At 58.9% G+C, this 19,948-nt stretch carries 18 protein-coding genes; 12 read left to right on the forward strand and 6 right to left on the reverse strand.

The window, feature by feature from the left end:
* The first annotated feature begins 87 nt into the window (after positions 1-87).
* From recG to BLV81_RS05730, 4 genes are all read left to right on the forward strand, one after another.
* Positions 88-2,211, forward strand: a complete 2,124-nt coding sequence (gene recG, locus BLV81_RS05715) for an ATP-dependent DNA helicase RecG (RefSeq protein WP_092353301.1) — start codon at positions 88-90, stop codon at positions 2,209-2,211.
* Positions 2,212-2,334: 123 nt separating this feature from the next.
* On the forward strand, positions 2,335-3,282 hold the full coding sequence (locus BLV81_RS05720; RefSeq protein WP_092353303.1) for a LysR substrate-binding domain-containing protein: 948 nt from the start codon (positions 2,335-2,337) through the stop codon (positions 3,280-3,282).
* A gap of 124 nt (positions 3,283-3,406) precedes the next feature.
* Positions 3,407-4,261: a 4-hydroxybenzoate octaprenyltransferase gene (gene ubiA, locus BLV81_RS05725; protein ID WP_092353305.1), complete on the forward strand. Its 855-nt coding sequence runs from the start codon at positions 3,407-3,409 to the stop codon at positions 4,259-4,261.
* Between the two features lie 70 nt (positions 4,262-4,331).
* On the forward strand, positions 4,332-4,655 hold the full coding sequence (locus BLV81_RS05730; protein ID WP_176992758.1) for an ElaB/YgaM/YqjD family protein: 324 nt from the start codon (positions 4,332-4,334) through the stop codon (positions 4,653-4,655).
* Positions 4,656-4,754: 99 nt separating this feature from the next.
* Here the strand turns inward: BLV81_RS05730 and proC are convergent, their stop codons facing one another.
* Positions 4,755-5,579, reverse strand: coding sequence for a pyrroline-5-carboxylate reductase (gene proC, locus BLV81_RS05735; protein WP_092353308.1), 825 nt, complete (start codon positions 5,577-5,579; stop codon positions 4,755-4,757).
* Positions 5,569-6,306, reverse strand: a complete 738-nt coding sequence (locus BLV81_RS05740) for a YggS family pyridoxal phosphate-dependent enzyme (protein ID WP_092353310.1) — start codon at positions 6,304-6,306, stop codon at positions 5,569-5,571. Before BLV81_RS05740 ends, proC begins: the two co-directional genes overlap by 11 nt.
* 100 nt (positions 6,307-6,406) lie before the next feature.
* On the opposite strand from BLV81_RS05740, the gene BLV81_RS05745 reads away from it, so the two are divergent.
* Genes BLV81_RS05745 through BLV81_RS05755 form a run of 3 tightly spaced genes read left to right on the forward strand, consistent with a single transcriptional unit; the run spans position 6,407 to position 9,113 of the window.
* A complete protein-coding gene (locus tag BLV81_RS05745; protein ID WP_092353312.1) occupies positions 6,407-7,450 on the forward strand; it encodes a type IV pilus twitching motility protein PilT in 1,044 nt (347 codons plus the stop codon).
* 32 nt (positions 7,451-7,482) lie between these two features.
* Entirely contained in the window at positions 7,483-8,619 is a 1,137-nt protein-coding gene (locus tag BLV81_RS05750) for a PilT/PilU family type 4a pilus ATPase (RefSeq protein ID WP_092353314.1), read from the forward strand.
* Complete coding sequence (locus tag BLV81_RS05755; RefSeq protein WP_092353316.1) at positions 8,616-9,113, forward strand: glutathione peroxidase; 498 nt, start codon at positions 8,616-8,618, stop codon at positions 9,111-9,113. Before BLV81_RS05750 ends, BLV81_RS05755 begins: the two co-directional genes overlap by 4 nt.
* Positions 9,114-9,221: 108 nt before the next feature.
* Here the strand turns inward: BLV81_RS05755 and BLV81_RS05760 are convergent, their stop codons facing one another.
* The 4 genes from BLV81_RS05760 to BLV81_RS05775 form a co-directional block, all read right to left on the reverse strand.
* Positions 9,222-9,935, reverse strand: a complete 714-nt coding sequence (locus BLV81_RS05760; protein ID WP_092353318.1) for an MIP/aquaporin family protein — start codon at positions 9,933-9,935, stop codon at positions 9,222-9,224.
* A gap of 106 nt (positions 9,936-10,041) precedes the next feature.
* On the reverse strand, positions 10,042-11,538 hold the full coding sequence (glpK, locus tag BLV81_RS05765) for a glycerol kinase GlpK (RefSeq protein ID WP_092353320.1): 1,497 nt from the start codon (positions 11,536-11,538) through the stop codon (positions 10,042-10,044).
* A 149-nt stretch (positions 11,539-11,687) separates the two neighbouring features.
* Positions 11,688-13,217: a glycerol-3-phosphate dehydrogenase gene (gene glpD, locus BLV81_RS05770; protein WP_255364985.1), complete on the reverse strand. Its 1,530-nt coding sequence runs from the start codon at positions 13,215-13,217 to the stop codon at positions 11,688-11,690.
* Between the two features lie 422 nt (positions 13,218-13,639).
* The gene (locus tag BLV81_RS05775; RefSeq protein ID WP_092353424.1) at positions 13,640-14,437 is read right to left on the reverse strand and encodes a DeoR/GlpR family DNA-binding transcription regulator; all 798 of its coding nucleotides are present in this window, start codon (positions 14,435-14,437) and stop codon (positions 13,640-13,642) included.
* Between the two features lie 172 nt (positions 14,438-14,609).
* Between BLV81_RS05775 and BLV81_RS05780 the strand changes: the two genes are divergently transcribed.
* The 5 genes from BLV81_RS05780 (at position 14,610) to BLV81_RS05800 (ending at position 19,946) form a co-directional block, all read left to right on the forward strand.
* The gene (locus BLV81_RS05780; protein ID WP_092353322.1) at positions 14,610-15,683 is read left to right on the forward strand and encodes a LacI family DNA-binding transcriptional regulator; all 1,074 of its coding nucleotides are present in this window, start codon (positions 14,610-14,612) and stop codon (positions 15,681-15,683) included.
* Positions 15,684-15,872: 189 nt separating this feature from the next.
* Positions 15,873-17,228, forward strand: coding sequence for a glucarate dehydratase (gene gudD / locus BLV81_RS05785; protein ID WP_092353324.1), 1,356 nt, complete (start codon positions 15,873-15,875; stop codon positions 17,226-17,228).
* Positions 17,229-17,320: 92 nt separating this feature from the next.
* Positions 17,321-18,211, forward strand: a complete 891-nt coding sequence (locus BLV81_RS05790) for an SMP-30/gluconolactonase/LRE family protein (RefSeq protein WP_092353326.1) — start codon at positions 17,321-17,323, stop codon at positions 18,209-18,211.
* Positions 18,208-18,993: an NAD-dependent epimerase/dehydratase family protein gene (locus BLV81_RS05795; protein WP_092353328.1), complete on the forward strand. Its 786-nt coding sequence runs from the start codon at positions 18,208-18,210 to the stop codon at positions 18,991-18,993. Before BLV81_RS05790 ends, BLV81_RS05795 begins: the two co-directional genes overlap by 4 nt.
* On the forward strand, positions 18,990-19,946 hold the full coding sequence (locus BLV81_RS05800; RefSeq protein WP_092353330.1) for an aldose epimerase family protein: 957 nt from the start codon (positions 18,990-18,992) through the stop codon (positions 19,944-19,946). Before BLV81_RS05795 ends, BLV81_RS05800 begins: the two co-directional genes overlap by 4 nt.
* Positions 19,947-19,948 lie beyond the last annotated feature (2 nt).

Here is a 19,948-nt window from a genome sequence, read left to right on the forward strand (position 1 = left end):
TGATGCCTGAGTTGCTGCCTTTTGTTTTGATAAGCAAACCCGCTATTTTACGCCCTGTAGCCCTCTGCCACCCATTCACAGTCTGATATGCCCGCTCCGAAGCGAAAACCTGCCACACCTGCCCCTTCCGCACCGGTTGCCAATACCCGTGCCGGCAAGCTGGAAAAGCTGGGGCTGCGCTCGGACATGGACCTGGTTTTGCATCTGCCATTGCGCTATGAAGATGAAACCGAGGTGGTCGCCATCCGGCAAGCCGGCATGATGGGTACTAGCGTAGCGCAAGTTGAAGGCGTCGTCACCGCCTGCGATATCCAATACCGGCCGCGACGGCAACTGATAGTCACCATCGCCGACGACAGCGGCCAGCTGGTGATGCGTTTCCTGAACTTCTACGGCAGCCAGACCAAGCAGCTGGCGGCCGGCACCCGGGTCCGCGCACGCGGCGAAATCCGTCACGGCTTTTTCGGCGCCGAGGTGGTCCATCCCAATTATAAGGTGGTGCTGGAAGGCGCTCCGCTGCCGGACGTCCTGACCCCGGTCTACCCTGCCGGTGAAGGTTTGTCGCAGGTTTTTCTGCGCAAAGCCATCGCCGACGCCATGCAACACATCGAATGGCGCGACACCTTGTCGCCGGCGCAACTGGCAGCGCAGCAATTGATGCCTTTCGAAACGGCGGTGCGCCTGTTGCACAACCCGCCGCCGGAAGTCGACGAGCATGCGCTGGAAGATCGCTCCCATCCGGCCTGGGTGCGCATGAAATTCGACGAATTGCTGGCCCAGCAACTGTCATTGAAGCGGGCCCAGGTCGCACGCCGCGCCAAGAATGCCCGCGCGCTGCCGGTGATCGGGCCATTGTCTGCCGCGTTTCTAGGCAAGCTGCCGTTCAGCCTGACTAAGGCGCAACAACGGGTAGTGGCCGAAATCAGCGTCGACCTGCGCGCCTCATTTCCCATGCAGCGCCTGCTGCAAGGCGACGTCGGCAGCGGTAAAACCGTGGTTGCCGCCCTGGCCGCTGCGCAAGCCATCGACAGCGGTTATCAAGCGGTGCTGATGGCGCCCACGGAAATCCTGGCGGACCAGCATTTCCGCAAGATTGCGGCCTGGATGGAGCCGCTTGGCGTGCGCGTGGCGTGGCTCACCGGCAGCCTGAAAAAGAAAGAAAAGCTGGCCTCCCTGGCCATGATCGAATCGGGCGCGGCACAGCTGGTGATCGGCACCCATGCCTTGATACAGGACAGCGTGCAATTCGCCCGGCTAGGCCTGGTGATCGTCGACGAACAGCATCGCTTTGGCGTTGGCCAGCGGCTGGCGCTGCGCAATAAAACCACTTCCGAGAATGGCGGCAATGAGGCCGCTGAAACAAGCGCGGCTGCCGTCGTGCCGCATCAATTGATGATGAGCGCCACGCCCATCCCACGGACCCTGGCGATGACTTATTACGCCGACCTGGAAATCTCGGTGATCGACGAACTGCCGCCCGGCCGTACTCCGATCGTCACCCGCGCAGTCGACCAGATACGGCGCGACGAAGTGATCGAACGGGTGCATGCGGCAGTGCAGGACGGCCGCCAGGCTTACTGGGTCTGTCCGCTGATCGAAGAATCGGAAGCCTTGCAACTGCAAACCGCGACCGAAACCTATGCGATGCTGGTGGAGGCCTTGCCCGACTTGCGGGTCGGCCTGGTCCACGGCCGCCTCAAGCAGGCCGAGAAGCAGGAAGTGATGGATGCCTTCAGCGCCGGCGCCTGCCATGTGCTGGTGGCCACCACCGTGATTGAAGTCGGGGTCGACGTTCCCAACGCTTCGCTGATGGTGATCGAGCATGCTGAACGCTTCGGACTATCGCAGCTGCATCAGCTGCGCGGGCGAGTTGGACGCGGTTCTGCAGCCAGCGTATGCTTGCTGTTATACCAAAGCCCGCTCGGCTATATCGCCAAGCAGCGCCTGATGACCATGCGCGAAACCACGGATGGCTTTGAAATTGCCCGGCGCGACCTGGAAATCCGCGGGCCCGGCGAGTTCCTGGGAGCGCGCCAGTCCGGCCAGGCCATGTTGCGCTTCGCCGACCTGAGCACCGACCAGTGGCTGGTTGATCGCGCCCGCGATCTGGCGCAGACGCTGCTGCAAGATCCGACAGCGGCCAACCAGGCCACCGTCAGCGCTCATCTGGCGCGCTGGCTGGGCGGGCGGGAAGATTTTTTGAAAGTTTAAGGAGCACGGTAAGGGGGTAAGCTGTTTTGCCCACGTTTTGCCGGAATCGGCGCTGTAGGGGAATCGGGATTCACGCGTGGGCGGAGCTGCCCACCCTGCGAAAAAATATGCGAAGATAACAACATGACACTGACCGAACTCAAATATATCGTCGCGGTAGCCCGCGTCAAGCATTTTGGCCATGCTGCAGAAGCGTGTTTCGTAGCGCAACCCACTCTCTCAGTAGCGATCAAGAAACTGGAAGATGAGCTAGGCGTTGTGATTTTCGAAAGAGGCGGCACGGAAATTTCGGTGACCCCGCTGGGTTCGCAGATTGTGGCTCAGGCCGAACGGGTGCTGGAGCAAACCGCCACCATCCGCGAAATCGCCAACCAGAACAAGGATCCCCTGGCCGGCCCTCTGCGGCTGGGCATCATCTATACCGTCGGCCCCTACCTGCTGCCGCCGCTGGTGAAGACCATGATCGAGCAAGTGCCGCAGATGCCGCTGGTATTGCAGGAAAATTTCACCGTGCGCCTGCTGGAACTGCTGCGGCAAGGCGAACTGGATGCGGCCATCATCGCCCTGCCGTTCCCCGAGCATGGCCTGATGGTGCAACCGCTGTACGACGAACCGTTCGTGGTAGCGCTGCCCAAGCATCATGCCTGGGCCGAGCGCGCCAGCATCAGCGCCCAGGATCTCAAATCGGAAACCATGCTGTTGCTCGGCAACGGCCATTGTTTCCGTGACCAGGTGCTGGAAGTATGTCCTGAAATGTCGCGTTTTTCGACTGCTGGCGATGGCATCGCCCGCACCTTCGAAGGTTCGTCGCTGGAAACCATCCGTCATATGGTGGCTTCCGGTATCGGCATTACGGTGCTGCCGCAGGCTTCGGTACCCGATATCGGCGCCAAGGACGGCATGCTGCGTTACGTACCATTTACCGCGCCGGGGCCGTCGCGCCGGGTGGTGATTGTCTGGCGTAAAAGCTTCACCCGCCATGCCGCCATCGAAGCGGTGCAAAAGGCAGTGCTGGATTGCGGCCTGAAAGGCGTGACCTTGCTGCGTGACGCGCTTGCTGTCGAGGGCTAGATAAGCACCTGACGCCTCGGGCGGAACAAGGTTTCCGCCCGAGGCATTCTTCAATACGACCGTTTCTCCCCGGACTTACGTCTTTACCCGCCGCCTGGCGGCAATGCTAATCGCACACACTGCAATGAATCGTCTCAAACTCTATTTTCTGCTGATCCGCGCGAACAAACCGATCGGCATCCTGCTGCTGCTTTGGCCGACTCTGGCCGCCTTGTGGCTGGCTGCCGGCGGCAAACCGGCCTGGACCCTGGTCGCGATTTTCTGCGTTGGCACGGCGTTGATGCGTTCCGCCGGTTGCGCCATCAACGATTTCGCCGACAGGGATTTTGACAGACACGTCAAGCGTACCGCCGACCGTCCGCTAACCAGCGGCAAAATCGCCGCCTGGGAAGCGGTGATGGTTGCGCTGGTGCTGACGCTGCTGTCCCTGCTATTGATACTGCCGCTGAACACACTGACCAAGGAGCTGTCGGTGATCGCGGTGATCGTGGCCGGCAGCTACCCCTACTTCAAGCGTTTCTTCGCAATTCCGCAGGCTTATCTCGGCATAGCCTTCGGTTTCGGCATACCGATGGGTTTCGCCGCGATACAAGGAACGGTGCCGGCCGCCGCCTGGCTGCTATTGCTGGCCAACGTATTCTGGGCCGTCGCTTACGACACCGAATACGCCATGGTCGACCGTGACGACGACCTCAAGATCGGCATCCGGACTTCGGCGATCACCTTCGGCCGCTACGATGTACTGGCGATCATGCTTTGTTATGCGCTCAGTTTGGGATTAATATTTGCTGTAGGCTGGCAATTCGGCTTACGCGGCTGGTTTAGCGCCGGCATGCTGCTGGCGGCCGCTTGCGCCGTTTATCACTACCGTTTGATCCGCACGCGCGAGCGCGCTGGCTGCTTTGCCGCTTTTCGCCACAATAACTGGCTAGGGGCGGCGGTATTCGGCGGAATCGCACTGGACTATGCGCTACGGTAACAAAAACAAGGCGATTTCCCATGGTATATTAAGCAACATTTTCCCCGCAATCCACATTGAAGAGGTAAACATGGCTACTACTACCGACAACGTAAAAGAGATGCGCGACAATCTGGCAGGCGAACTCAAATCAGTGATCAAGGAAGCAGAAACCCTGCTCGACGACGCCCATGATCATGCTGAGAAAAAATACAACTCGGCGCGAGAAAAACTGCAAGCGGCGCTGGAAACTGCTAAAACAGAGCTGCCGAAAGCCACCAAAAAAGCGGTTGCACACACCAAACATGCAGCGCATGTTACCGATGAATATGTCGGCGACAATCCATGGAAAGCCGTCGGCGTGGCAGCCGCCATCGGTTTGCTGGCGGGCCTGGTGATTGGCCGCGGCAAATAAAATCTGAAAGTCTGACGAAAGCCGGAATGCGGCTTGTAGGCGAAAAAAAACAGCGGCAGTCGCGATGCGATTGCCGCTGTTTTTTTGCCCACCCTGCAATTAGTCGCGCCCGAACTCGTCGCCCAATTCCTGTCCGCGCGTTGCCGCTGACTTGATAGCCGTGATGATCGCCCCCTTCACATCAGCCGCCTCCATGCTGGTCAACGCCGCATAAGTGGTGCCTCCTTTGGAGGTGACGCGCTCGCGCAATAAAGAAACCGGCTCCGACGACTGCGCCGCAAGTTGCGCTGCGCCGACGAAGGTGGCCTTGGCCAGTTCTATGCCCTGTTGCGCAGTCAAGCCCAGTTCCTGCGCCGCCTGCTGCATCGCTTCGATAAAATAAAATACATACGCCGGGCCGCTGCCGGATACCGCCGTTACCGCATCAATCTTCGCTTCGTCGTCCAGCCACACCGTGCCGCCCACCGCGCGCAAGATAAGATCGGCGGTTTCGCGTTGGTCTTCCGATACGCCGGCGGTGGCGACCATACCGGTAATTCCCTGGCCGATCAGCGCCGGCGTATTCGGCATGCAGCGTACGATCGCATCGTGGCCGCCCAGCCAGCGCGCCAGATCGACGGCGCGAATCCCGGCTGCAATCGACAACACCAGCTGCGTTGTGACGTGCGGCCGCAATTTGGCCACCACGTCCTTCATTTGCTGAGGCTTGACGGCCAGCACGATCACTTCGCTGGCGCTTACCGCCGCATCGATTTCGCTTGCCGTGCTGACGCCAAACCGTTGCGCCAGATTCTGCAAGGCTTCCGGGTTCAGGTCGATCACATGGAGGTTGGCGCCCTCGGTGACCTTGCCGGCCAGGCCGCCGATCAAGGCCGCCGCCATATTGCCGCCGCCGATGAAACTGATTTTTAGTTTACTGTTCATGATTTCTTTCCCGTTGCCCAAAAATTGCACTGCCCACGCGCACGATAGTAGCGCCTTCTTCAATCGCCGCCGCCATGTCTGCCGACATTCCCATCGACAGGGTATCCAGTTGCGGCGCCGCTAATTCCTGTTGCAGCTGCGTCAGCAATTCCCTGGTCTGGCGAAATGCCGCATGTTGCTTCTGTTGATCGTCGGTCGGCTCCGGTATCGCCATCAGGCCGCGCAAGCTCAGCCCGGGCAATCCTACGACGGCGCGCGCCACATCCAGCACTTCCGACGGCGCCATGCCGCTCTTGCTGGCCTCGCCGCTGATATTCACCTGCAGGCAGATATTCAGCGGCGCCAGCTGCGGCGGCCGCTGCTGCGACAGGCGCTGGGCGATTTTTTCACGGTCGACCGTATGCACCCAGTCGAAATGCTCGGCGATGGCGCGCGTCTTGTTGCTTTGAATCGGCCCGATAAAATGCCATTCCAGCAAGACATCCTTTCGTGCATCCGGTCCGGACTTGAGCGCCTGGTCGACCGCCGCCATTTTCGCCAGCGCCTCCTGCAGGTAGTTTTCACCGAATGCGCGCTGGCCGGCGGCAATCGCTTCCAGCACCATCTCGGCGCCGAAGGTTTTGGACACCGCCAGCAACGCGACACTGTCAGGCCGGCGCGACACCGCAGCAGCCGCAGCCTGAATACTGCTATGGACGGCTTGCAACTTGTGGGACATTAAGGACATAATCGGAGACTTTGAAAATTGCCGCAAGGAACTAGCGCAACAGGGCGGTACTTGGGCAAAAATGCCTTTCAACAAACAAATTACAGCACAGGGATTATAAATGGACATTTCCGAACTTCTGGCTTTTTCGGTGAAGAATAAGGCATCCGATTTGCATCTATCCGCAGGCTTGCCGCCGATGATCCGGGTTCATGGCGATGTGCGTCGTATCAACCTGCCGCCATTGGAACACAAAGATGTGCATTCAATGATCTATGACATCATGAATGATGGTCAGCGCAAGGCCTACGAAGAACACCTGGAATGCGATTTTTCGTTTGAAATCCCCGGCCTGGCGCGGTTCCGCGTGAATGCCTTCAACCAGGATCGCGGCGCGGCCGCCGTGTTGCGGACCATTCCGTCGACAGTCCTGACACTGGAACAGCTTAACGCGCCGCGCATCTTTGCCGAGTTGGCGCTGAAACCGCGCGGCCTGGTGCTGGTCACCGGCCCGACCGGTTCCGGCAAATCGACCACGCTGGCAGCCATGGTCAATCACGTCAACGAAAATGAATACGCCCATATCCTGACCATTGAAGACCCGATCGAATTCGTCCATCAATCGAACAAATGCCTGATCAACCAGCGCGAAGTCGGACCGCACACCCATTCGTTCAGTAATGCCCTGCGCTCGGCATTGCGGGAAGATCCGGACGTCATCCTGGTCGGCGAATTACGCGACCTGGAAACCATCCGGCTGGCGCTGACAGCGGCCGAAACCGGCCATCTGGTATTCGGCACGCTGCACACCTCTTCCGCCGCCAAAACCATCGACCGTATCGTTGACGTGTTCCCGGGCGAGGAAAAGGAAATGGTGCGCGCCATGTTGTCGGAATCGCTGCAAGCGGTGATCTCGCAAAGCCTGCTGAAAACCAAGGACGGCTCCGGCCGCGTAGCCGCCCATGAAATCATGCTGGGCACGCCGGCGATCCGCAACCTGATCCGCGAAAGCAAGATTGCGCAGATGTATTCGGCGATCCAGACCGGCAGTAACATGGGCATGCAAACCCTCGACAGCAACCTGACCGAACTGGTCAAGCGCAATGTGATCTCGCTGGCTAGCGCACGTGCCGCGGCGAAGACACCGGATAATTTCCCAGGCTAAGCTTAATCTGCAAATACATTAGGATAAGAATCATGGAAAGAGATCAAGCGACCAAATTCATGCACGACTTGCTGCGCCTGATGGTCAGCAAGCGTGGCTCCGATCTGTTCATTACCGCAGACTTCCCGCCAGCGTTCAAGATCGACGGCAAAATCACGCCGGTGTCGAACCAGGCGCTGACATCCGTCCATACTTTGGAACTCGCGCGCGCCATCATGAGCGACAAGCAGGCGGCCGATTTCGAAGAAACCAAGGAATGCAATTTCGCCATCAGTCCGGCCGGACTGGGGCGCTTCCGCGCTTCGGCCTTTATCCAGCAAGGCCGGGTCGGCATGGTATTGCGCACCATCACCACCGATATCCCGAAATTCGAAGACCTTGGCTTGCCGCCTACGTTAAAAGATGTCGTCATGACCAAACGCGGCCTGGTGATCATGGTTGGCGCTACCGGCTCCGGCAAATCGACCACGCTGGCGGCGATGGTCGGCTATCGCAATGAAAACAGCTACGGCCATATCATCACCATCGAAGATCCGGTCGAATACATCCACCCGCACAAGAATTGCATCGTCACCCAGCGTGAAGTCGGAGTCGATACCGACAACTGGGGCGTGGCCTTGAAAAACACTCTGCGCCAGGCCCCCGACGTGATCCTGATCGGCGAAATCCGCGATCGTGAAACCATGGATTACGCCATCGCCTTTGCCGAGACCGGCCACCTGTGCCTGGCTACCTTGCATGCCAACAGCGCCAACCAGGCGCTGGACCGCATCATCAACTTCTTCCCGGAAGAACGCCGGCCGCAGTTGCTGATGGATCTGTCGCTGAATCTGAAGGGCATTATCTCGCAACGGCTGGTTCCGCTGAAAACCGTCAAGGGACGCTGCGTGGCGGTGGAAATCCTGCTGAATTCACCGCTCATTTCCGACCTGATTTTCAAGGGCGATGTCCATGAAATCAAGGAAATCATGAAGAAGTCGCGCGAGCTCGGCATGCAGACTTTCGACCAGGCGCTGTTCGATTTGTATGAAGAGGATAAAATCAGTTACGAAGACGCTTTGCGTAACGCCGATTCGATCAACGATTTGCGACTTTCCATCAAGCTGCGCAGCAAGAATTCAAAAGACCGCGACCTGGCTGCCGGCACTGAACATCTGGGGATTGTATGACTACCACCGACACCAGCATTTATGATTTCACCGTCAATCAACTGAACGGTGCCCCCAGCTCGCTGGCAGCCTTCCGCGGCAAGGTGTTGCTGATCGTCAATACTGCCAGCAATTGCGGTTTCACACCGCAGTACAAGGGGCTGGAAGAGATTTACCAGAAGTACCATGACCAGGGTTTCGAAGTGCTGGGCTTTCCGTGCAATCAGTTCGGCGCCCAGGAACCGGGAAGCGCTGAGGAAATCGGCGCTTTCTGCGAGAAAAACTATGGCGTCACGTTTCCTTTGTTCGAAAAGATCGACGTCAACGGCGATCACGCAGCGCCGCTTTACCAATACCTGAAAAACGCAGCGCCAGGCTTGCTTGGCAGCGAAGGCATCAAATGGAATTTCACCAAATTCCTGGTGAATAAGGACGGCGCTGTGGTCGACCGCTTTGCACCTCAGACCAAGCCGGAAGGCCTGGTTGCGGATATCGAGAAATTGCTGGCGAAGTAAAGCAGGAACATAAGGCAGAAACCTTCCGGATCGGGCCCTGGCCTTCCAGCCAACCGGGATCCGGATGCAACATATCGATGCCGCCTGCAGGCGGCATCGAAGACCTCGTCAGTGCGCCATTTGCAGGCCATACACCAGCGCTGCCAGCACGCCGCCGGTTATCGAACCTACCACCGGTACCAATGCATAACCCCAGTCGCTATCGCGTTTGCCCGGGATCGGCAGCAGTGCGTGCATCAAGCGTGGCCCCAGGTCGCGGGCCGGATTGATCGCATAGCCGGTGGTGCCTCCTAAAGAGACGCCGATACTCATCACCAGCAAGGCGACCGGCAAGGCATCCAGTGCGCCCAGTCCCATCTTCGGCGAAGCGATATTCAATACGCAATAGACCAGCACGAAAGTACCCACCACTTCGGAAACCACATTGCCGAAGGTATTGCGGATCGCGGGGGCTGTGCAAAACGCCGCCAGCTTGAGATTACCGTCCGAGGTCGCTGCAAAGTGGTTGCGATACACCAGCCACACCAGGAAAGCCCCCATCATCCCGCCCAACATCTGCGACAGGATGTAGCCCGGTACGCTGGCCCAGGCAAACTTGCCGGCCACCGCCAGCGCCAGCGTTACCGCCGGGTTAAGATGCGCGCCACTGGATGAGGCAGCGACGAAAACCCCGACAAACACCGCCATCGCCCAACCGACGGTGATCACAATCAGGCCGCTACCGTTGCCGTGAGTTTTACTCAAGAGAACGTTGGCAACCACGCCGTTGCCAAGCAAGACAATCAGGGCGGTGCCCACGAATTCAGCTAAAAAAGGAGTCATGACAAACTCTTTCGGAAATAGGAAGTGAGAAGAACGCAGATTCTGGTCTGCGCTCTGTTCTTTTCTGTTCGGTTTTTTATCTAACCGCGTGGGCTACGGCTGGCTCTCAGGAATCTGCCCAGACCGTCGCCGCTGCAATCGCCCGCTGCCAGCCTTTGATGCTGGCCTGCACTTCTGCCGCCGGCAGCGACGGCTTGAAGCGCTGGTCGAGCTGCCACTGACCTTGCACATCGCCGGTGCTGCTCCAGTAGCCGACCGCCAAACCGGCCAGATAGGCCGCGCCCAGTGCGGTGGTTTCCGTCACTTTCGGCCGCACCACATCCACGCCCAGGATGTCGGCCTGGAATTGCATCAGCAGATTGTTGGCAGTGGCGCCGCCGTCGACCCGCAGTTCCGGAATCACGATGCCGGCGTCGGCTTCCATCGCCTTCAACACATCCATGGTCTGATAGGCGATGCTATCGAGCGCCGCCCGCGCATAGTGCGCAGACGTGGTGCCGCGGGTAATGCCGAAGATGGTGCCGCGTGCATGCGGATTCCAATGCGGTGCGCCGAGGCCGGCAAAAGCCGGCACCAGGTACACGCCGTCACTGCTCTTGACGCTGCGCGCCAGCGCTTCGATTTCGGTGGAAGTCTTGATGATGCCGAGACCATCGCGCAACCATTGCACCACTGCGCCGCCGATGAAGATGCTGCCTTCCAGCGCGTAGTTGACTTCGTTGCCGATTTTCCAGGCCACCGTGGTCAGCAGATTGTTTTTCGAGATGATCGGCCTGGTGCCTGTGTTCATCACCATGAAGCAACCGGTGCCGTAGGTATTCTTGACCATGCCAGGCTGAGTGCACATCTGGCCGAACAAGGCGGCCTGCTGGTCGCCCGCAATCCCGGCCAGAGGAATTTCAGAACCGAAACCGGAAATTTCGGTGTGACCGTAGACTTCGCTGGAGGAGCGTACTTCCGGCAGCATGCTGCGCGGTACGCCCATGATCTCGAGCAGCTCGTCATCCCACTGCATGGTGTGGATATTGAACAGCATGGTGCGCGAAGCATTCGATACGTCGGTCAGATGCAGTTTGCCGCGCGTCATATTCCATACCAGCCAGGTATCGATGGTGCCGAACGCCAGACGCCCTTGATCGGCCAGCTTTTGCGCGCCTTCGACGTTCTTCAGTATCCAGCGGATCTTGGTCGCGGAAAAATAGGAATCCACCAGCAAGCCGGTCTTGGCGCGGATGGTTTCTCCCAGGCCGTCGGCTTTCAGCTGATCGCAGAATGCGGCTGTGCGACGGTCTTGCCAGACGATGGCGTTATAGACAGCCTTGCCGGTTTCGCGGTCCCAGACTACGGTCGTTTCACGCTGGTTGGTAATGCCGATGGCGGCAATCGAAGTACCGTTCAAACCGACGTTGGTCGAGGCCTCGGCCGCAACCCCGACCTGGGTCGACCAGATTTCCTGCGGGTCATGTTCAACCCAGCCAGGCTGCGGATAGATCTGGCGGAATTCTTTCTGTGCTGAAGAAACGATGTTGCCTTGACGGTCGAACAGGATGGCGCGCGAGCTGGTAGTCCCTTGATCCAGGGCTAAAATGTATTTGTCTTTCAACTTGTCTACTCCAAGGTTAGTGAATCCGCTTACGCGGACCGGGGTGACTTTGACCCGGAGATGGTTCCGGATCCGCCTTTTTTATCTTCCGACGTAACTACTGAACGTGGCTACTGAACAACGGCACTACCGCCCCATCGGGCAAAACTTCATGCGGGCATGACGGCCGGCGCCGGCGCTTGCTGCCGCTCCAGCCAGCGATTCAAACGATCGACAGCAACCGCGTCAAACCGCAATCCCAGCTTGGAACGGCGCCACAGGATATCGTCCGCGGTCAGCGCCCATTCGTTGCGCATCAGATAGCGGACTTCCGCCTCATATAGATCCGCGCCGAACAATTCGCCCAATCCCGCCATGTCGTGAATCCCGGCCAGCAGGCGCGCGGCGCGGGTGCCGTAGGCACGCGCGTAACGCGCCCCCAGGACGGTCGGTAGCCATGCGTGGCGTTGTTGGAAAATACGCCGGAATTCTGCAAAATCGGCATTGGCGATATCGCCGCCAGGCAGCGCTTCGTCGGCTGTCCAATGCGCTTTCATATAGCCGAACAACGGTTGCAAGTGCTCCATGGCTTCTTCCGCCAGACGCCGGTAAGTGGTTATTTTTCCGCCGAATACCGACAGCACCGGCGCCTGCCCTTCCTCGGCTTTCAGCTCCAGTCGGTAATCGCGCGTGACCGCAGACGGGTTGGCGATTTCCTCTTCCAGCAAGGGCCGCACGCCGGCATAGGACCAGACCACCTGCGATGGCGTTACCGCCGCCTCGAAATAGCGGCTGACCGATTCACACAGGTAAGCCGTCTCTTCAGCGGAAATCTCAACCTTGCTCGGATCGCCGCTGTACTCGACATCGGTGGTGCCGATCAGAGTGAAATCGGTCTCATAAGGAATTGCAAAGACGATGCGCTTGTCGGGATTCTGGAAGATGTAAGCGTGATCGTGATCGAACAAGCGTTTGGTGACGATATGACTGCCTTTGACCAGGCGGATTTGGTGCTGCGCAGAAGTATGCAAGGCGCCGCTCAACAAACTGGCGACCCAGGGGCCGGCGGCGTTGACGATGCAACGCGCCTTGATTTCCGTGGTCTCGCCGGTCAAGCTCGACTGTAAGGTGGTATCCCAGTATTGCTTGCCCCGTTTGGCTTCGATCAGGCGGGTTTTAGTCAGGATGGTGGCGCCGCGTTCCTTGGCGTCCATCGCATTGAGAACCACCAGACGCGCATCTTGCACCGCTGCGTCGGAATAGACAAAACCTTTGGTCAAGGTTTTTTTCAGCGGCGCGCCGGCGACATGCTTGCGAAAATCGATAGCGCGCGAGCCGGCCAGCAATTCACGCTTGGCCAGGTTATCGTACAAGAACATGCCGGCGCGTATCATCCAGGCCGGCCGCAAGCTCGATACATGCGGCATCACGAAACGCAACGGCGCGATGATATGCGGCGCCAGGCGCAGTAAGCGCTCGCGCTCCTGCAGCGCCTTGCGAACCAGGCTGAATTCGTAGTGTTCCAGGTAGCGCAGGCCGCCGTGGATCAGTTTGGTGCTGGCCGATGAGGTATGCGACGCCAGATCGTCCTGTTCGCAAAGCAACACGCTCAGCCCGCGTCCTGCGGCGTCGCGCGCAATCCCGGCGCCGTTAACGCCGCCGCCCACCACCAGCAAATCAACAATTTCACTTGATGCCACAGCTATCTCCTTGTGTCGGTAACGCGCTAATCGGACAAAATCAATTATTGCCAATTGGCAAAATGGTATGCCTGCAATGTCACCGCACATCATAGAATATTTATATTCGAAAGTATATTGTTCGAATTCGAACATTGATAATCGTTTATATTTATCAAAAGAAATTATTCGATAGCAATAAACTTAATTTCTTATAGACAATTTCTATGCCAGCATCCCACCAGATAATCGGAAAATGACCATCCAGGCTGGAAGCAGCGCAAACCATGTACTTTGGGCAAGGGAAATGGGCGCAGGCAGTGCCGGGCGGCGCACGAATGGCGCTGCGGATGAGTAAATACGTCAATGAGTACGCCAACGAGTAGGCCAGCGAACCTTAAGGCAGGCGCGTTTTACATTTTTTCAGTTGGGGCACATGCAGGCTAAGTTGCTGCTGAACCGCTCTCTGCGACAAACACATCGATTTTCGCTTCCGCGAAAATGCCAGCCATTTCTTCCGGCACCGGCCGGTCGGTAAACAGTGCATTCACCTTAGAAATATCGCCAAGCCGCACCAGCGCAGGCCGCCAGAATTTCGAATGATCGGCGACCAGGAATACGGTGCGCGAATGCTCGATGATCGCTTCGGAAACCCGCACTTCGCGATAGTCGAAATCGCGCAAGGTGCCGTCGGCTTCGATGCTGGAGATGCCGATGATGCCGAAATCGACCTTGAAGCGGCGGATGAAATCGATGGTTTCTTCGCCGGTAATCCCCAGGTCGCGGGCACGGACTACGCCGCCTGTGATGATCACCTCGCAGCCCGGATAGCCGCTCATGATCGCCGCCACGTTCAGGTTGTTGGTGATCACGCGCAGATTACGGCGCCGGCTCAGGGCTTTGGCGACTTCTTCATTGGTGGTGCCGAGGTTGATGAAGAGCGTCGCCTGGTCTGGAATATGTTCCACCACTAAAGCGGCGATACGGCGCTTTTCTTCCGAATACAAACCCTGTCTTGCACCGTAGGCGATATTCTCGGCGCTGGAAGGCAGTCCGACGCCGCCGTGATAACGCTGCAACAGGTTCATCTCCGCCAGCAAATTGATGTCGCGCCGGATCGTCTGCTGCGTGATCTGGAACCGTGTGGCCAGATGCTCTACCGTGACGAAACCGTCACGTTGCACATAACTCAACAACTCCTGCTGACGTGCATTTAGCTTTAGCGTTGATATCTCTGGCATGAACCCTGTCCCGTGCATATTTTTCAAAGTTTTTTTATTATGATTGGAATTCCGCAGCATGGGGATAATCCAGTCCGGATTGTAGCGGACTAATTCCACCCGACGCGACAGATTTGCATGGCAACTCGTAAAATGGTAACGGTGTCATTTTCATTGGTGTTAAAATTTCACAATGGAAAAAGAATCCCTGTTAAGTTCAGTCGTTGCCGATGTCACGGCCCGCCGCAAAGGAAGCCGCAAAACCGGTGGCTTTACCTTGCGCGACGTGGCCAAGCTGGCCGGCGTGGCGCCGATCACAGCTTCGCGCGCGCTGAACACGCCGGATGTAGTTTCCTCCAAGGTGCTGCAGAAAGTCCAGGCCGCGGTACAGCAAACCGGCTATGTGCCAAACCTGCTCGCGGGTGCGCTGGCGTCACAGAAAAGCCGCCTGGTCGCGGCGGTGGTTCCCACTCTGTCCGGACCGATGTTCCTGGAAACCGTGGAATCGCTGACCGACACCCTGGCCGCAGCCGGCTATCAGGTCATGCTGGGTCAAAGCGGTTATGAAAATTCGCGCGAGGACGCCCTGCTCGACGCCATCATCGGTCGCAGGCCCGACGGCATCGTGCTGACCGGCATCAACCGTTCGGCGCAAGCACGCCGGCGCTTGCTGGCGAGCGGCATTCCGGTGGTTGAAACCTGGGATCTGACGCCCACCCCGGTCGACATGCTGGTCGGCTTTTCCCATGAAAAAATCGGCACCGCAGTGGCGCAATACCTCCATGCCGCCGGCCGCCGCCGGGTTGCCGCCATCGGCGCCAACGACGACCGCAGCCGACGCCGCATCAGCGCTTTTTCCAAAGAAGCAATCCGGCTCGGCATGGCGTCGGCGCAAGTAAGCGACATTCCCTCCTGCGAAGTGGCCGCGCCCACCACACTAGGCAACGGTCGCAGCGGGCTGAAAGAATTGCTGTCGCACACACCTGATATCGACGCTGTGTTTTGCAGCTCTGACATGCTGGCGCTTGGCGTCATGATTGAAGCCCAAGCCAGCGGCATCGCCATTCCTGAAAAGCTGGCGGTGATAGGCCTGGGCGACCTCGGTTTTTCACGCGATCTACAGCCGCCCCTGACCACGGTGCGCATCGACGGCACGGTAATCGGCAGCACTGCTGCGCGCTTCATTATCGCCCGCTCCGAAGGCAAAAGCGTCGCCGAACCGATCTGCGACATCGGCTTCACCATCATAGAGCGCGCCAGCGTTTAACCCCCCATCATCTCAAAAATAAGCGTTGACAGCCAAAAATGGGACCGCTACCATTTGAATTGGTAGCGGTCCCATTTTGTAAAAATTTGCATCCAAAACCATGGCGAGCGCAACCGGTTCACGGCAATGCGACGCGAACGCCGGCAGCATAACCCTAGTCGATATCCACTTAGCCACAGGCAGCCTTACATGACATCATCGAGCACGCAGCTTCCGGTACCGAGCACTCCCCTCATCGTCGACATGCGCGTGGTGCCGGTCGCCGGGCGCGACAGCATGCTGCTCAATCTGAGCGGCGCGCACGGCCCCTATTTCACGCGCAACATCGTGATCCTCACCGACAACGCTGGCAATACCGGTGTCGGTGAAGTGCCGGGCGGCGAGCGCATCCGGCAAACGCTCGAAGATGCACGCCCGCTGCTGCTAGGCAAGGCCATCGGCAACTATCAAGCTGTCCTGAACAGTGCCCGCAGCGCATTCAGCGATCGCGATGCCGGCGGCCGCGGCTTGCAGACTTTCGATCTGCGCATCGCGATCCATGCGGTGACGGCGCTTGAAGCCGCCCTGCTCGACCTGCTGGGAAAATTCCTCGGCGTACCGGTAGCGGCCTTACTGGGCGAAGGCCAGCAACGCGAGGCGGTGAAGATGCTGGGCTACCTGTTTTACATTGGCGATCGCACAGTCACCGACCTGCCTTACGCCAGCGAGCCGGATGCCGACGACGATTGGCTGCGCCTGCGCCATCAGCCGGCACTTGCCGCGCAAGCGGTGGTGGCACTGGCGGAAGCGGCCTATCAACGTTACGGCTTCAACGATTTCAAGCTGAAGGGCGGCGTGCTGCGCGGCGAAGATGAAATGGAAGCCGTGACGGCGCTGGCGGAGCGCTTCCCGCAAGCGCGCATCACGCTCGATCCGAACGGTGGCTGGCTGCTCAAGGATGCAATCCGCCTGTGCCGCGACCAGCATGCCGTGCTGGCTTATGCCGAAGATCCATGCGGCGCCGAGAACGGTTTTTCCGGACGCGAAGTCATGGCCGAGTTCCGCCGCGCGACCGGCTTGCAGACTGCCACCAACATGATCGCTACCGACTGGCGCGAAATGGGCCATGCGATCCAGCTGCAATCAGTCGACATTCCACTGGCCGATCCGCATTTCTGGACCATGCAGGGTTCGGTCCGGGTGGCGCAGATGTGCCATGAATGGGGCCTGACCTGGGGTTCGCATTCCAACAACCATTTTGATATCTCGCTGGCGATGTTCACGCACGTGGCTGCAGCCGCGCCTGGCAACATCACTGCCATCGATACCCATTGGATCTGGCAGGACGGCCAGCGCCTGACCAAGGAGCCGCTGCAAATCGTCGGCGGCATGATAAACGTGCCGAAAAAACCCGGTCTCGGCATCGAGCTCGACCTGGCAGAGCTGGAGGCAGCGCATCAGCTGTATCGCAACATGGGACTGGGTGCGCGCGATGACGCCATCGCCATGCAATACCTGATCCCCGGCTGGAAATTCGACAACAAAAAACCTTGCCTGCTGCGTTAGCGCGGCAACCGGTGGCGTCAATGAATCCACAACAGACGCATCATGCCAGCCTGCATGCCCATTCATCGCATGACCAGCAATGAGGAAGCACCATGATTCAGCAATTTGATTATCCTGTCCGCGCGATCTGCGCCGAAGGCGCGATCGTCGGCGAGTCGCCAGTGTGGTCGCAACGTGAACAGGCTTTGTACTGGGTGGATATCCTGAAACCCGCGCTGTATCGCTTTGCCACCCTGACGGGGCAGCACAGCAGCTGGGAAGCGCCCGCCGCCATCGGCTCGATCGGCCTGGCAAAGAACGGCAAGATTGTCGCCGCATTGCGCAGCGGCTTTCACTGGTTTGATCCGGCCGACGCCAGCTGGACCCTGATTGCACATCCGGAACCGCATATTCCGCACAATCGCCTCAACGACGGCAAGACCGGACCGGACGGCGCGTTCTGGGCCGGCACCATGGATGACCGCGCCGACAAGCAGGCTTGCGCCTCGCTGTACCGACTGGCGCCGGACGGTAGCATCCGCGTCCACGGCAACGGGCTGGTGGTCTCGAATGGTCTGGCATGGAGCCCCGACGGTCGCACCATGTATCACTCCGATTCGCGCCGGGCGGTAATCTATCGCTATGATTTCGACGCCGCCAGCGGTACGCTCGGCCCGCGCCAGGTATTTGTGCAAATGCAGCCGGAATGGGGCCGCCCCGACGGCGGCGCGGTCGATGCCGATGGCTGCTACTGGGGTTGCGGCATTACCGCGGGACGCATCAATAAATTCTCGCCGCAAGGTCAATTGCTGGGTTACTTGCCGCTGCCGGTATCGCGCCCGACCATGTGCGCCTTCGGTGGCAGCGATCTGAAAACGCTGTACGTCACTTCACTCACCGAAAACATGAGCGCCGATGAACTGGCGCAGGAGCCATTGGCCGGCGCGCTGTTTGCGGTCAGCATGTCGGTGGCCGGCACACCTGTCGCGGAGTTCGGCATATGAAAACCATCGTGCTTACCGGCGCAGCCGGCAATATCGGCAAGGTTCTCAGGCAGCAATGGTCGGATGGTCGTTATCAGCTTCGGCTCAACGATATCAATCCGCTCGGCCCGATGGCCGCCCATGAAACGCAGCATATCGGCGACCTGCGCGATGCCGCGTTTTGCTCAGAGCTACTGGCAGGCGCGGATGCTGTGGTGCACATGGCCGGCATCGGCACCGATCTTGAACTTGATCTGCTGATCGAGCACAACCTGAAAGCCTTGCTCAGCGTGTATCAGGCTGCCCGTAGCCATGCAGTACGCGTCATCTATGCCAGTTCCAATCACGCTATCGGCATGTACCCGGTAGCAACCGAGATCGACGAATACGCTGCGGTTAGGCCGGACAGCCTCTACGGCGTCAGCAAGGTCTGGGGCGAAGCCGTCGCCCGGCTGTATTACGACAAGCATGGCGTCGAGTCGGTTTGCCTGCGCATCGGCTCGTTCGAAGCTGAACCGTTCGAGCGGCGTCACTTGCATACCTGGCTGTCGCACTCCGATATGCAACACCTGGCTGAATGCTGTATTGAAGCTCCCCACACCGGATTTCAAATCATGTATGGCGTGTCGGCCAATACGCGCTGCTGGTGGCAGCAGAGCGACAATCCAATCGGCTATCAACCGCAAAGCAACGCAGAAGACTTTGCTGCACGGATCGCAGATATTCCGAGCCGAGGCGGCCCGCTGGCTGAGCAGTTCCAGGGCGGTGGTTTTGCTGCAACGGATTATTCCCAAAAGAAATGACTACGCTCCTACTGTCGCCAGAGATCAAGCTGATCAAGGACAGATGGCGGCTAACGCTCTCGCCTTCTGCCGGCGGCCGAGTCACGTCGCTGAGCTCATCGCACGCCGGCCAGGCGATTGACTGGATCGTGCCGATGCTAGAACAAAACCGCCAGCATGGCTTCCCCGCAACCGCATGGCCCAAAGCCGGTATCTATCCCTTGTTGCCGTTTTCCAACCGTATACGGAACGGAAGATTTTGCTGGGAAGGCCTGCAACTGTCCTTGCCGCTGCATCCGGGCGAGCGACACGCCATGCACGGCTTTGCCCACACCGCCAAATGGGATTTGCTGGATTGCGACGACAACAGCGCAGAGATAATGTACAGCCATGCACCTGGCGACCACGGCTGGCCGTGGTCATTCCAGGTAAGACAAAAAATCGTACTGGATGCCGGCGCACTTAGCATGAGGCTGGACATCAGCAACCTCGACAACGGTTCGCTGCCGCCAATGCCGCTCGGTGCTGGCTTTCATCCTTATTTTCCGCGCCGCTTCGCACAGCATGTTGCCTTTGATGCTCAGCAACTGTGGCACGCCGATGCCGAGCATGTTGCAACCGGGGTTGGCGAGATACCTGCGCGACACGACTATCGTTCAGCGCGCGCGATCGCTTCAGACGATGAACTGACGCACTACTACGGCGGCTGGAAGGGGCGAGCCAGCATCGGTGACAACCTAGGCAACCGCATCGTGATATCGGCATCGCCGCTATTGTCGCACCTGATATTGCATGCACCCGCCGCGCGCGATTATTTTTGCATCGAGCCGGCGACCCACGTCGCCGACGCCGTCAACCTGGCGCATGCCGGATTTTCCAGCACCGGCCTGCAGCGCCTTCCCTGCGGCCACACACTCAGCTGCGATATCCGGCTAGATTTTCTTGAGGTAACTGCAGTTCCAGAATCACCATGACG

Origin of the sequence: Collimonas sp. OK242 (assembly GCF_900107095.1) — a bacterium.
GTDB lineage: Bacteria > Pseudomonadota > Gammaproteobacteria > Burkholderiales > Burkholderiaceae_D > Collimonas.